The organism is Nocardioides cavernae, from assembly GCF_016907475.1.
Taxonomy (GTDB): domain Bacteria; phylum Actinomycetota; class Actinomycetes; order Propionibacteriales; family Nocardioidaceae; genus Nocardioides; species Nocardioides cavernae.
This window is the reverse complement of sequence record NZ_JAFBCA010000001.1, coordinates 2,087,215-2,101,149: the sequence shown is the minus strand read 5'-3', so window position 1 is coordinate 2,101,149 and position 13,935 is coordinate 2,087,215. Positions and strand designations below refer to the sequence as shown.

Below are 13,935 nucleotides of genomic sequence, written 5' to 3'. Positions count from 1 at the left end.
GACCAAAGTAGGGGTCAGGAGAGCTTCTCCAGGATCAGCTCGCGGACCCGGCCGGCGTCGGCCTGGCCGCGCATCTCCTTCATCACCGCGCCGATGAGGGCCCCCGCGGCGGCGACCTTGCCGTCGCGGATCTTGTCGGCGACGTCGGGGTTGGCGGCGATCGCGTTGTCCACCGCGGCACCGAGCGCGCCGTCGTCGGACACCACGGCCAGGCCACGCTTCTCCACGACCTCGTCCGGGGTGCCCTCGCCCGCGAGCACACCCTCGAAGACCTGGCGGGCGAGCTTGTCGTTGACGACCTTCTCGTCCACCAGCGCCTGGATGCGGGCCACGTCGGCCGGGGTGATCGGCAGGTCGACGATGTCGACGCCGTCCTCGTTGCTGCGGCGGGCGAGCTCGCCGAGCCACCACTTGCGGGCGGCCTGCGGGGCGGCGCCCTCCGCGATGGTCTCGGCGACCAGCCCGAGCGCGCCGGCACCGATGGTGTCGCGCATCTCCATGTCGGTGAAGCCCCACTCGGCCTGCAGGCGGGCGCGGCGTACGGTCGGGTTCTCCGGCAGCGTGCCGCGCAGCTCGTCGACCCACTCGCGGCTCGGGGCCACGGGGACGAGGTCGGGCTCGGGGAAGTAGCGGTAGTCCTCCGCGTCGGACTTCTCGCGCCCGCTCGTGGTGATGCCGGTGTCCTCGTGCCAGTGACGTGTCTCCTGGAGGATCGAGCCGCCGTCGCGCAGGATCACCGCGTGCCGCTGCATCTCGTAGCGAACGGCCCGCTCGACCGACCGGAACGAGTTGACGTTCTTCGTCTCCGTGCGGGTGCCGAGGGTGCCGCTGCCCTTCGGGGCGAGCGACAGGTTCACGTCGGCACGCAGGTTGCCCTGGTCCATCCGCGCCTCGGAGACGCCGAGCGCCACGATCAGCTCGCGCAGCTGCGCGACGTAGGCCTTGGCGACCTCCGGTGCCTTCTCCCCCGCGCCGAGGATCGGCCGGGTGACGATCTCGATGAGGGGGATGCCGGCGCGGTTGTAGTCGACCAGCGAGTAGTCGGCGCCGTGGATGCGGCCGGTGGCACCGCCGACGTGCAGCGACTTGCCGGTGTCCTCCTCCATGTGGGCACGCTCGATCTCGACGCGGTAGGTCTCACCGTCGACGTCGACGTCCATGTAGCCGTCGAAGCAGATCGGCTCGTCGTACTGGGACGTCTGGAAGTTCTTCGGCATGTCCGGGTAGAAGTAGTTCTTCCGGGCGAACCGGCACCACTCGGCGATGTCGCAGTTGAGCGCCAGGCCGATGCGGATCGCCGACTCCACCGCCTTGCCGTTGACGACCGGCATCGCGCCCGGCAGGCCCAGGCACGTCGGGCAGGTGCCAGCGTTGGGCTCGCCGCCGAAGACCGCCGGGCAGCCGCAGAACATCTTCGAGGCGGTGTTGAGCTCGACGTGGACCTCGAGGCCGAGGGCGGGGTCGTAGGCCGCCAGCACGTCGTCGAAGGGCATCAGGGTCTCGGTCACGTCACTTCACCTCGGCGGTCGCGGCGCCGGCCAGGGCGGGTGCCTTGTCGAGCAGGGGTCCGCCCCACTGGTCGGCGTACAGGGCTTCGAGCGCGGCACCCACGCGGTAGACGCGGTCGTCGGCCAGCGCCGGCGCGAGCACCTGGAAGCCGCTGGGCAGGCCGTCCTCGTCGGCGAGGCCGTTGGGGACCGAGATCCCCGGGACGCCGGCGAGGTTGGCGGGGATGGTGGCGAGGTCGTTGAGGTACATCGCCACCGGGTCGTCGAGCTTCTCCCCCAGCTTGAACGCCGTGGTGGGGGCCGTCGGCGACACGAGCACGTCGACGTCGGCGAAGGCGGCGTCGAAGTCGCGGCTGATCAGCGTGCGGATCTTCTGGGCCTGACCGTAGTAGGCGTCGTAGTAGCCGCTGGAGAGCGCGTAGGTGCCGAGGATGATGCGGCGCTTGACCTCGTCACCGAAGCCGGCGTCACGGGTCGCGCGCATGACGTCCTCCGCGCTCGGGTTGCCGTCGGGGGTCACCCGCAGGCCGTAGCGCATCGCGTCGAACTTCGCGAGGTTGCTCGACGCCTCGGCAGGGAGGATCAGGTAGTAGGTGGCGAGGGCGTGGACGAACGAGGGGCACGACACCTCGACGACCTCGGCACCGGCCTCGACCAGCAGGTCGACCGACTCCTGGAAGCGCGCCATGACACCGGCCTGCCAGCCGCTCTGCTCACTCCCGGCGGCGAGCTCGGTGATGACGCCGACCTTCACCCCGCTCATGTCGCCCGTGGCGCCGGCCCTCGCCGCCTCGGTGAAGGACGGCCAGTCCTGCTTGATCGACGTGGAGTCGCGCGGGTCGTGGCCGCCGATCACGTCGTGCAGCATCGCCGCGTCGAGCACGGTCCGGGTGACCGGACCGGCCTGGTCGAGGCTGTTGGCCAGGGCCACGAGGCCGTAGCGGGAGACGCCGCCGTAGGTCGGCTTCACGCCGACGGTGCCGGTGACGGCGCCGGGCTGGCGGATGGAGCCGCCGGTGTCGGTGCCGATGGCGAGCGGTGCCTCGAAGGCAGCGACGGCGGCCGCGGAGCCGCCGCCGGAGCCGCCGGGGATGCGGTCGAGGTCCCACGGGTTGCGGGTGGGGCCGTAGGCGGAGTGCTCGGTCGAGGAGCCCATCGCGAACTCGTCCATGTTGGTCTTGCCCAGGATCGGCAGGCCGGCCGCGCGCAGCCGGGAGACGACGGTGGCGTCGTAGGGCGGGATCCACCCCTCGAGGATCTTCGAGCCACAGGTGGTCGGCAGTCCACGGGTGGCGAGGACGTCCTTGACCGCGATCGGTACGCCGTCGAGCGGGCCGCGTGCCTCGCCCCGGGCCCGGCGGGCGTCGGAGTCGGCGGCATCGACGAGGGCACCGTCGCGGTCGACGTGGAGGAAGGCGTGGACGGCGCCGTCCACGGCGTCGATCCGGTCGAGGTGGGCCTCGGTGAGCTCGACGGAGGTGACCTCGCCGGCGGCGAGGCCGTCGGCGAGCGCGGCAGCGGTGCTGCGGGTCAGGTCGCTCATCACGCCTCCTCGCCGAGGATCCGCGGGACGGAGAAGCGCTGGTCCTCGACGGCGGGCGCGCCGGACAGCGCCTCCTCGGCCGTCAGGCCCGGGACCACGACGTCCTCGCGGAACACGTTGGTCATCGGGAGGGCGTGCGACGTGGGTGGCACGTCGTCACCCGCGACCCCGTTGATCGAGGCCACCGACTCGAGGATGACGCTCAGCTGGGGCGCCAGGTGGTCGAGCTCGGCGTCGGAGAGGTCGATGCGGGCGAGCATGGCCAGGTGGGCCACCTCGTCCCGGGAGATCTCAGGCATGGGGTTGATCCTAGGTCCCCGCCCACTCGGCTCCGGCGCCCGGTCGGGACGGCGGTCCTGATCGTCCCGACCTCCCGGGATCGCCGCCCCATGTGCCGGGAGGTGCCCCCGGACGAACGTCGTCATGACGGCGACGGGACCCTCCGACGCCACGGCCGAGGAGATGGCGATGCGGACACGGTGGGCGAGGCTCGGGACAGTGGTCGTGGTGGCGGTCCTGGTGCTGGGGACCGGGTGCGCCTCGGCCGAGCGGGCGGGCAGGGACGCGGGCGGGGCAGCGATCGGCATCCCGCGGGCGCAGGCGGACACCGAGGCCACCGAGCAGGCGGAGCCGGAGCCCACCCCCGAGCCGCGCGGCTCGGAGGACTGGCGGCTGAGCAGGACATCGTTCCACGGTGAGGTCGCGGCCTACACCACGCACGCCAGCGGCGTCCCGGGCACGCGGGTGGGCCTGAAGGTGTCCACCACCGAGGGCGGCTGGGAGGCGGCGGCGTTCCGGATCGGGTCCTACGACGGTGGCACCGGTGCCTTCGTCTGGGAGTCCGGCTTCCGGCGGGGCCGGCAGCAGCCGGCGCCGCGCTACTCGTCGTACGAGCGGCGCACGGTGGTCGCGCCCTGGGAGCGCGACCTGACCGTCGACACGTCGACGTGGACGCCCGGCTTCTACGTCTTCCGGCTGCGCACCGACACCGGGTGGGAGACCCAGGTGCCCTACGTCGTGACCTCCGAGTCGGCAGAGGGCACCGTCGCGCTGGTCGCGCCCGTCACGACGTGGCAGGCCTACAACGAGTGGGGTGGCTACAGCCTGTACGCCGGCGCCAACGGCGACGCCCCGAGCCACGCGGTGAGCTTCGACCGGCCCTACAACGGCGCGACCGGGGCCAACGACTACCGCACGGCCGCCATCCCGGTCGTCGTGCGGGCGGAGAGCACCGGCGTGCCGCTGTCCTACTTCACCAACGTCGACCTGCACACCACGCCGAGAGCGCTCGCGGGCGCCCGCGGCTACGTCTCGATGGGGCACGACGAGTACTGGACCAACACGATGCGCGACGTCGTCCTCGGGGCCCGCGACGCCGGGACCAACCTGGCCTTCCTGGGCGCGAACACCATGTACTGGCGGATCCGACTGGAGCCCGGCACCGAGGCGCCGGCCCGCGTGGTCGTCGGCTACCGGCACTCCGCGCACCTCGACCCGCTGTACGCGCAGGGGTCCGTCGAGGCGACGGCGATGTTCCGCGAGCCGCCCGTGCCGCGCCCCGAGCACGACCTGCTGGGGATGCAGTACGAGTGCTACCCCGTCGACACCGACTACGTCGTCGCCAGCCCGGGCTGGTGGGGGTTCCGCGGCACGGGCGTCCGCCACGGCGACCACATCCCCGGCCTGGTGGGTCCCGAGGCCGACCGGGTCTACCCGGACGGCAGGCTGCCGCGGCCGCTCCAGGTGCTCAGCCACTCGCCGTACTCCTGCCGAGGCGTCACCACCACGACGCAGTCGGTCTACTACACGGCCGGCTCGGGTGCCGGGGTGTTCAACGCCGGCACGCTGCGCTGGGGGTGCGCGATGGTCGACCGGTGCGAGCGCCCGCTGGGCGCGGTCACGCAGGAGTTCACCCGGACGGTGACCGGCACCCTGGTCATGGAGTTCGCCCGCGGCCCGGTCGGCACACGACACCCGGCCCGGGACAACGTGGAGGAGTTCGACCTCTCCACGGTCAACACGGTCCCGGCGAGCTGAGACAGGTCAGGCTGCGTCGGCCATGATGATCGCCATGGGCTCCTCTCGCCGCCGCGGGTGGACCGCGCGCGTGGGCGTCGCGGTCGCAGCGGCGGTGCTCGCGGCCGGGTGCTCGGACAACAGCCCGCCCGACGACGAGGGGGACCCGACGGCCGAGTCGGCCGCCCTCCGCGTCCAGACGGTCACCGGCGCCGAGCGCCTCGACGAGCAGACCCGCACCGAGGTCGAGGGGGCCGTCGGTGACGTCCTCTCCGACTACGTGGTGGCCGCCTTCCTCGGCGAGTTCCCCCGACAGGAGTTCGTCCAGGCCTTCGAGCCCTTCACCAGCGTGGCCGCACGCAAGGCGACCCGCGACATCGACCTGCTCACCGCGGCCACGGCGCGCGACGCGACCGCCGTGCGCGCCACCGACCTCGACGCCAGGCTCTCGTTCCTGACCCAGGCGGGCGAGGTGCTCGGCGGCACGGCCAAGGTCCACTTCGCCTTCGACGCGACCATGGAGGACGGCACCACGCGACCGCTGGCGCTCGACGGACGCTTCATGCTGGTGCCCGACGACGACGGCACCTGGTCCATCTTCGGCTACGACGTCAGGTTCGACGACGGCGACGAGACGCCCGCCGAGGCGGAGTCGGGAGGTGGGGCATGAGCTGGAGCATGAGGCGGCGCACGAGGTGGTTGCGGCGCGTCACCGCACTGGCGGCGGTCCTCGCCGGCGCTGCGCTCGTCGTGCCGTCCGGCTCCGTGCACCCGACGAGCATCAGCCTGACGACCATCGGCACCGCCAAGGCCGTCGACGCGGGCGACGGCATCCTCTGGGTCCTGGCTCTCGGCTCCGAGGCCGCCGCCGGTGAGGACGTGACGACCGGGCTGACCGACGCGATCCAGCTCATCGGCGTGCACCTCGACACGGGCCGGGCCGTCGCGATCGGCCTGCCCCGTGACCTCTACGTGGAGATGAGCGACGGTCGCGCCCGCCTCAACACCGCCCTGCGCGACGAGGGGACCGAGGGGGTCGCGCGCGAGGTCGACGACCTGCTCGGGATCGAGCCGGACGTGGTCGTGGTGACCGGCTTCGAAGGGTTCTTGTCGATGATGGGCGCCGTGGGCGACGTCCAGGTGGACTCGCCGCTGGCCTTCACCACCGAGGAGGGCGACGTCCAGGTGCGGCGCGGCCCCAACACCTTCGACGCCGACGAGGCGCTCTACTACGCCCGGACCCGCGAGACGCTCCCCGGCGGCAGCGACTTCGAGCGTGCGGCCAACCACCAGCGGCTGCTCCTCGGGGTGCTCGAGCGGCTGCGCGACGCCGAGGACGACGCCGGCTTCATGGAGGCGGTCACGCTCTCCGCGCTGGGCGGGCTGCAGACCGACATGTCGCCCGCGCAGGTCTACCGGCTCGTGCAGGCGTTGACGACGGTCGACCCGAGTCGCACGGACGCCTGCATCATCGTCGGCACCTTCGGGGTGGAGAACGGCGCCTCGGTGGTCTACCCCGACGTGGAGCAGGCGCGGGCGGTCGGAGGCGACGCCCAGGACGACGCGCGGCTCCAGGGCGGCTGCCGCGACGGGTCCGGCTGACCGGACTCCGGACGGGCGTTCAGCCCAGGCCCGCCTCGCGCGCCTTGACGATCGCCTGCGCACGGTGCGCCACCTGCAGCTTGGCGAAGATGTTGCTGGCATGGTTGCGGACCGTCTTGACCGACAGCCCGAGCTGTCGCGCGATCTCGCCGTTCTCCTTGCCCTCCGCGATGAGGCCGAGCACGACGCGCTCGCGCTCGGTCAGGTCCGGGAAGGCGTCGGCGACGGGCCGGTTGCGCACCCCCAGGAAGTAGTCCATCACCCGGTCGGCGACACCGGGTGCGAAGATCACCTCGCCGGCACCCACGGCCTCGACGGCACGCAGGATCTCACCGCGGCGCGCGCCCTTGAGCAGGTAGCCGCGGGCGCCGGCCCGCATCGCGGCGAAGACCGACTCCTCGTCCTCCATCATCGTCAGGACGAGCACCCCGATGTGCGGCGACGAGGCGACGATCTGGGCGGTCGCGTCGATGCCGTTGACCCGCGGCATGTGCAGGTCCATCAGCACCACGTCGGGCTGGAGGTCCAGGGCCAGCGCGATCGCCATCGCGCCGTCGGAGGCGGTGCCCACCACCTCCACGTCCGGCGTCGCGGCCAGCAGGGCCTCCAGGCCGCGCCGGAACTCGTCGTGGTCGTCGGCGATCAACACCCGGTGGCCGTCCATCGGCTCCTCCTTGCTCTGCTCACGCTGGTGGTCCCTCGTCGAGCGGCAGCCGCACCTGGACCACGGTGCCGCCACCGGGGCGGTCCCCCGCCTCGAACGACCCTCCGAGCTCCTCGGCGCGTTCCCGCATCGAGGACAGGCCTACACCCGGGCGCCGGTCCGGAGCCAGCCCCGATCCCGTGTCGGAGACGTCGATGTGCAGGTCGCCGTCCTCGCGCGCCAGGCGTACGACGCACCGGTCGGCGCCGCTGTGGCGCTGCACGTTGGTCACCGCCTCGACGACGATGCGGTAGGCCGCGACCTCGACCGCGGCGGGAAGCGGCTCGATGTCGTCGCCGGCCTCCACGGACCACGGCACCCCGGCCCCGGCGGAGCCGTGCTCGGCGGCCCGGTGGCGCAGCGCCGAGACCAGGCCGAGCTGGTCCAGCGCCGGTGGTCGCAGTCCCTCCACGAGCCGTCGTACCTCACCGATGCCCTCGCGGGCCTGGTCGGAGAGTCGCGACACCAGGTTCGCCGCCTGCTCGGGGTCGTCGTCGATGAGGTCGGAGGCCGCCTCCAGGCGCATCGCGAGCGACGCGAGCGAGGGGCCGAGGCCGTCGTGCAGGTCGCGCCGGAGCCGCCGGCGCTCCTCTTCCCGCGCCGCGACCAGCCGTTGCCGCGAGACCTGGAGCTCGCGGTTGGCGGTGACCGCCTGCACGAGCGCGCCGACCTGGGTCCCCACGTCCTCGAGCAGCCGCCGGTCCCCCGGCCCGAACGGGTCGTGGCCGGCGTCGACCTCGACCCGGAGCCGTCCCACCGTGGTGCCACCGACGGAGAGGTCGACGGTCGCGGGCGTGCCCGTCGGGGCACCGATGGCGGCGGCGATCGGTCCGGAGGTGGGCGTGGCCAGCACGTCGACGGCCGCGTACGACAGGTGGAGGCGACGGGCGAGCAGCTCGAGGGCCTCGCGCAGCGCGTCCTCGGGCGCGGTCAGCGCATCGAGCCGGCGCAGGTCCGACACCACCCGGTCGGGGAACTCGCGGTCGCCGTAGACCACCCGCCGCACGGTCCGCTGGACCGCGACCCCCGCGGGCAGGAGAAGCAGCGCCAGCAGCCCGCCGGCCAGCATCGAGCCGGCTGAGATGTCCGCCGCGGCGTCCACCGCCCGCACCGCGCCGGCGAACGCGGCTCCCACGACGACCAGCACGAGCGCCTGGACGAGCCCGCGGCGGACCCGCGGCTCGATCTCGCCGAGGTGGTAGCGCCCCGCGGCCACCGCGACACAGGCCACGGCGAGCCCGCCACCGAGCAGGACGAGCAGGTCCTCGCGCAGCAACGGTTCCCCGGTGAGGAGGTCGGGCACGGGGCCGAGCACCAGCCACGCACCGACACCGGCGCCGACACCGAGGAGGGCGAGCCTGGTGGCCAGCACGTCGGAGCGCCCGCGGGCGCGCAGGTGGGCGAGCGTCGCGATCACGAGCAGGGCCGGGACAGCGGCCCACAGGGCCGGTGCCCAGACGGTCGCCAGCACCCACTGCTGCTCCAGCGCCGAGCCAGCCCCGTCGAAGAGCGCTGCCACCCAGACGGCGTACCCCACCGCGGGCGCGGCGAGCAGCACGGCCGTCACCCACCGGCCCCGGCCTTCGGGCCGGGTCAGGAGCGCGACCGCGAGCATCAGCGCCACGAGGCCGAGGACGGCCATCGCCTCGCCGACGGCCGCAGGCCAGGTGCCGCGCGCACCGGCGAGGTCGACGACGCCGAGGCCCAGCGGGGTGGACGTCAGCGTCGCGGGCAGGAGTGCGGCGGCGACGAGGAACGCCCACGCAGGCGCTGCCGACGGCCTCGACCAGAAGACCAGCGAGCCCAGCACGAGCAGCAGGACCGGCAGGAGCACCACGTGCGGGGCGGCCCGCACGGCGGCGGCGAGCGGGTAGCGGTGCAGCGTGACGTCGACCTGCTGGATCAGGTCGAGGCCCGCCCCGGGCCGGCGGACCTCGTAGCGGACGACGTCGCCCACCTCGCGTCGTACGCCGTCGAGGTCGCCGGTGCCGTCCGCCCAGTCGTCCAGCGCGCGGCCGTCGACGGCCTGGACCTCGTCACCCGGTCGCAGCGCCGTCTCGCCGTAGGTGGCCCGGACGTGGACCGTGTCGACCCAGCGCGCGCCCGCCGTGGGCAGCAGCCTCGAGGAGAGGCTGGTGCCGTCGGACGGCCCGGCCAGCAGCGCGAGGACGGTCCAGCAGACAGGCACCGCCCAGGCCACTGCGAGCACGAGCAGCCTGCTGGTGCGCGCCATGGAGGCATCGTGCCCCCGCCTGCGCCCGCGGGGGAAGCAGACGCGCGGTCCGGGAGGTCAGCAGCGGCTCAGCAGCTCGAGCGCTTCTCCGCCGCCCTGCAGGTGTCGTTGCCGCCTCGTCCCCGCGCGATGTCGAAGCCCTTGCCGCCGTCGAGGCGGTCGGGCTCGTCGGAGCCGGTCAGCACGTCGGCGCCGCCGCGGCCGTAGAGCTTCACGCGGTAGTCGGGGTTGGCGGTGACGATCTCGGAGTCGTTGCTGCACTTGAAGATCGACAGGGCCCGGGCCGGCAGGACCACGTCGCTGAAGCCGGTGACCTTGCCCTCGAGCGTGAAGGGCTGCAGGCCGCGGATGGTCGTCTTCCTCAGCTGGTCGATGCGCAGGGTCGGCTTGAGGGCGGGGTTGGAGCTGGCGACGATGCGCAGCTTGTCCTGCCCGCCGTAGCCCTTGGCCACGAACCCGGACTCGGCCGGTATCGGGAAGGTCATCGTGTCGCTGCCGCTGCCGCCCCGCCAGACCTGGTGGCTCTCCGACGTCGTCGACAGGGTGTCGCCGCCGCTGCCCCCCACGAAGGTGTCGATGCCGACGGTGCCGACGAGCTGGTCGTCGCCGGCGTCGCCGTAGAGCCGGTCGTTGCCGAGGGTGCCCGACGCGTCGGCGGTGATCGTGTCGTCGCCGCCCCGACCGAAGATCGTGTCGTCGCCACCCCGCGCGGCGATCACGTCGGCCGAGTTGGTGCCCTTGACGGTGTCGCTGAACGGCGACCCGACGAGCCGGATGCCGCCGTCGAACCCGGTGACGGTGTCGTTGCCGTCGGCGGCGACCGGGACGGTGCGTGCGGCGCGGAAGTCGACCACCACCGGTGCCGGCGCGTTGACGTAGGTCACCCCGTCGAGCACCACGGCCGTGCCCTCGCCGGCGGGGCGCGGGTCGTAGCCGAGGTCGATCGTGTCGTCGCCGGTGCCGCCGGAGAGGGTGTCGCCCTTCTTGACCACCCGGCCGAACTGGTCGAGGCGCACCAGGTCGGTCTCGCCGTAGAGCCGGTCGTTGCCCTCGCCGCTGAGGATCGTGTCGGCGCCGTCACCCCCGCAGATCACGTCGTTGCCGGCGAGGCCGCGGATCGTGTCGTTGCCACCGCGGGCGACCACGACGTCCCGCCGGGGCGTGCCGGTGATCGAGTTGGCCTTGTCGTTGCCCACGATCGTGGCCTTGAGGCCGGCGCAGCTCGGGGCGGCATGCGCGGTCGGCGCGACCGCGAGCGGTGCGGCGAGGCCGACCGTCGCGACGACGGCAGGCAGGAGGTGACGGACGAGGCGCATGCTGACTCCCAAGAAGTGGTTCGTTGCAGGGTTGATGACCCCGGAGGCCGCACCTCAAACCTCCCGGGCGCCGCGGACGGTCAGGCCAGGGCGTCGGGCCCCTTCTCCAGCAGCAGTGTGAACTGGTCCTCGTCGAGCACGGGGACGCCGAGCTGCTCGGCCTTGTCGGCCTTGGAGCCGGCGTTGTCCCCGACGACGACGTAGTCGGTCTTCTTGGACACCGACCCCGCCGCCTTGCCGCCGCGACTGATGATCGCCTCCTTCACCGAGTCGCGGGTGTAGTGCTCCAGGGAGCCGGTGGCCACGATCGTGAGGCCCTCGAGCGTGCGGGTGATCGACGCGTCGCGCTCGTCGGCCATCGACACGCCGTCAGCCTCCCAGGCGTCGACGATCGCGCGGTGCCAGTCGACCTCGAACCACGCGATCACGGCCTCGGCGATCGTCGGGCCGACCCCCTCGGCCGCCGCGAGCTCCTCCTCGCTGGCGGCGCGGACGGCGGCCATCGACGCGAACTCCTGGGCCAGCGCCCGGGCCGCGGTGGGGCCGACGTGGCGGATGGACAGAGCGACCAGCACCCGCCACAGCGGCACCTGCTTGGCCTTGTCGAGGTTGGCGGCCAGCCGCTCGCCGTTGGCCGAGAGCTGCGGCCCGTCCTCGTCCTTCCTCGGCGCCCGGGTGAACAGCGGAGCCCTGACCAGCTGCTCGCGGGTCAGGGAGAACAGGTCGCCCTCGTCGGTGATCACCCCGGCGTCGATGAGGGCCGATGCGGCTTCGTAGCCCAGGCCCTCGATGTCGAAGGCACCACGCCCGGCCACGTGGAATACCCGCTCGCGGACCTGCGCCGGGCAGTGCTGGTGGTTGGGGCAGCGGAGGTCCTTGTCGCCCTCCTTCTGCTCGGCCAGTCGCGTGCCGCAGGACGGGCAGTCCTCCGGCATCACCCACTTCTCGAGCCCCTCGGGACGCAGCCCCAGCACCGGGCCGACGATCTCGGGGATCACGTCACCCGCCTTGCGCAGCACCACGGTGTCGCCCGGACGGACGTCCTTGCGCTCGACCTCGTGGCGGTTGTGGAGGGTGGCGTTCTCGACGGTGGACCCGGCCACCTTCGTCGGCTCCATGACGCCGTAGGGGGTGACCCGCCCGGTGCGACCGACGTTGACCCGGATGTCGAGCAGCCTGGCGTTGACCTCCTCGGGCGGGTACTTGAAGGCGATGGCCCACCGCGGGGCGCGCGAGGTGGAACCCATGCGCCGCTGCAGCGAGACGTCGTCCACCTTCACCACGACGCCGTCGATCTCGTAGGGGACGATCGAGTGGCGCTTCTCCCCGGCGTTCTCGACATAGGCCTGGACGTCGGCCAGCGACGGCACCACCCGCACCTGGTCGGAGATGGGCAGGCCCCACGCCGCGAGGGCCTCGTAGGCGTGCGACTGGGCCTTGGGCTCGAAGCCGCGGCGCTCACCGATGCCGTGGCAGACCATCCCGAGCGCGCGGCTGGCCGTGACCCGCGGGTCCTTCTGCCGCAGCGACCCCGCCGCCGCGTTGCGCGGGTTGGCGAAGGCGGGACGCCCCGCCTCCGTCATCGACACGTTGAGCCGCTCGAACGCCTCGACGGGCAGGAACACCTCGCCGCGGACCTCGAGCAGCCCGGGCACCGGGAACCCGTCCGCAGCCGTCAGCCGGTGGGGCACGGAGTCGATCGTCTTGACGTTGGGCGTGACGTCCTCGCCGGTGCGGCCGTCGCCCCGGGTGAGGGCCCGCACCAGCCGGCCGTCCTCGTAGAGGAGGTTGATCGCGAGGCCGTCGACCTTGAGCTCGCACAGCAGGTCGGGCGCCTCGAGGCCCTCGCGCTGCAGTCGGGCGTACCACCCCTCGAGCTCGTCGTAGGTGAACGCGTTGTCGAGGCTCTCCATCCTCTGGAGGTGGTCGACCGCGGTGAACTCGGTGGACACCGCTCCACCGACCTTCTGGGTCGGCGAGTCGGGGGTGCGGAGCTCGGGGAACCGGTCCTCCAACGCCTCGAGCTCGCGCAGCCGTACGTCGAAGTCGGCGTCCGACAGCGTCGGGTCGTCGAGCACGTAGTAGCGCCAGCGGGCGTCGTCGACCTGCTCGCTGACCTCCCGGTGACGCTCGCGCGCCTCGGGCGGGGCGGACTCCACCGTGGCGTCGGTGGCCTCGAGGTCGGGCTGCTCGGACGTGCTCATGGGGACAGTCTGCCGGTCTGGTCCGACAGGTGCTCGGCACGCCACGTGCTCGCCGGTCTGGACCGGATGGAACTGATTTGTTCCATCGGAATGGATCTGCCTACTGTGGCGTTGTGGAACGAAACCGTTCCGTTTCATCATCAGCACGGCGACCGAGGAGCACGCGTGACCCCGACCGAGACCGGCACCCGCCCCCGCGTGGCGGGCGAGCGCGAGCTCGAGATCCTCGAGGCGACCCTCGCGGTGCTCGACGAGGTGGGCTACGACCTGCTGACCATGGACGCCGTGGCGAGCCGCGCCAAGGCGTCCAAGGCCACGCTCTACCGCCGCTGGAAGGGCAAGCCCGAGCTCGTGGTGGCCGCGATCATGGCGCACAAGGGCGAAGCCGTCGTCCCCGACACCGGCACCCTGCGTGGCGACCTGCTCGCCGCCTACTGCGGCAGCGGCGGCCTCAACGACCCGATCGCGCAGACCGTCCTCACGGCCGTGGTCACCGCGATGGGGCGTGACCCGGAGTTCGCCGAGGTCTACCGCCGCGACTTCATCGCGCCGAAGGTCGCCACCTCGCGCGCGATCTACGAGAGGGCCCGCGAGCGCGGCGAGGTCCACCCCGACGTGGACCTCTCGATCCTCGCCCCGTCGCTCGCCGGGATCGTCCTGCACCGGGCCTTCCTGCTCGGCGACGCCGTCACGCCCGAGCTCGTCGGCCGGGTGCTCGACGAGGTCATCCTCCCCGCCGCGCTGCGCGGACCAGCACCCTCCGCACCTGACCGCTGACCCTGCAACCCCTGACTGTCTGCCACGTCCGGC

The 13,935-nt window shown here is 72.9% G+C and carries 11 protein-coding genes; 4 read left to right on the top strand and 7 right to left on the bottom strand.

The genetic code is table 11. The features are described 5' to 3' along the window. Positions 1–14: 14 nt before the first annotated feature. The 3 genes from gatB to gatC are packed head-to-tail and all read right to left on the bottom strand — an operon-like array spanning position 15 to position 3,350. Positions 15–1,508 carry an Asp-tRNA(Asn)/Glu-tRNA(Gln) amidotransferase subunit GatB gene (gene gatB / locus JOD65_RS09795; protein ID WP_204811069.1) on the bottom strand — a complete coding sequence of 498 codons (1,494 nt, stop codon included), beginning with the start codon at positions 1,506–1,508 and terminating at the stop codon, positions 15–17. A gap of 1 nt (position 1,509) precedes the next feature. Next, positions 1,510–3,051: an Asp-tRNA(Asn)/Glu-tRNA(Gln) amidotransferase subunit GatA gene (gene gatA, locus JOD65_RS09790; protein WP_191196540.1), complete on the bottom strand. Its 1,542-nt coding sequence runs from the start codon at positions 3,049–3,051 to the stop codon at positions 1,510–1,512. Next, positions 3,051–3,350, bottom strand: a complete 300-nt coding sequence (gene gatC / locus JOD65_RS09785) for an Asp-tRNA(Asn)/Glu-tRNA(Gln) amidotransferase subunit GatC (RefSeq protein ID WP_191196539.1) — start codon at positions 3,348–3,350, stop codon at positions 3,051–3,053. Before gatC ends, gatA begins: the two co-directional genes overlap by 1 nt. A gap of 124 nt (positions 3,351–3,474) precedes the next feature. On the opposite strand from gatC, the gene JOD65_RS09780 reads away from it, so the two are divergent. The 3 genes from JOD65_RS09780 to JOD65_RS09770 are packed head-to-tail and all read left to right on the top strand — an operon-like array spanning position 3,475 to position 6,669. Then, complete coding sequence (locus JOD65_RS09780) at positions 3,475–5,088, top strand: N,N-dimethylformamidase beta subunit family domain-containing protein (RefSeq protein WP_191196538.1); 1,614 nt, start codon at positions 3,475–3,477, stop codon at positions 5,086–5,088. 34 nt (positions 5,089–5,122) lie between these two features. Beyond that, entirely contained in the window at positions 5,123–5,737 is a 615-nt protein-coding gene (locus tag JOD65_RS09775; RefSeq protein WP_191196537.1) for a hypothetical protein, read from the top strand. 8 nt (positions 5,738–5,745) lie between these two features. Continuing rightward, the gene (locus tag JOD65_RS09770) at positions 5,746–6,669 is read left to right on the top strand and encodes an LCP family protein (RefSeq protein WP_191196536.1); all 924 of its coding nucleotides are present in this window, start codon (positions 5,746–5,748) and stop codon (positions 6,667–6,669) included. A 19-nt stretch (positions 6,670–6,688) separates the two neighbouring features. Here the strand turns inward: JOD65_RS09770 and JOD65_RS09765 are convergent, their stop codons facing one another. The 4 genes from JOD65_RS09765 to ligA all read right to left on the bottom strand — a co-directional run bounded on the left by JOD65_RS09765 (position 6,689) and on the right by ligA (position 13,125). Next, the gene (locus tag JOD65_RS09765; protein WP_191196535.1) at positions 6,689–7,333 is read right to left on the bottom strand and encodes a response regulator transcription factor; all 645 of its coding nucleotides are present in this window, start codon (positions 7,331–7,333) and stop codon (positions 6,689–6,691) included. Between the two features lie 19 nt (positions 7,334–7,352). Then, a complete protein-coding gene (locus tag JOD65_RS09760; protein WP_191196534.1) occupies positions 7,353–9,605 on the bottom strand; it encodes a sensor histidine kinase in 2,253 nt (750 codons plus the stop codon). Between the two features lie 68 nt (positions 9,606–9,673). Continuing rightward, entirely contained in the window at positions 9,674–10,921 is a 1,248-nt protein-coding gene (locus tag JOD65_RS09755) for a calcium-binding protein (protein WP_191196533.1), read from the bottom strand. An 80-nt stretch (positions 10,922–11,001) separates the two neighbouring features. Then, on the bottom strand, positions 11,002–13,125 hold the full coding sequence (ligA, locus tag JOD65_RS09750; protein ID WP_191196532.1) for an NAD-dependent DNA ligase LigA: 2,124 nt from the start codon (positions 13,123–13,125) through the stop codon (positions 11,002–11,004). Positions 13,126–13,290: 165 nt separating this feature from the next. On the opposite strand from ligA, the gene JOD65_RS09745 reads away from it, so the two are divergent. Further along, complete coding sequence (locus tag JOD65_RS09745; protein WP_307821060.1) at positions 13,291–13,902, top strand: TetR/AcrR family transcriptional regulator; 612 nt, start codon at positions 13,291–13,293, stop codon at positions 13,900–13,902. Positions 13,903–13,935 lie beyond the last annotated feature (33 nt).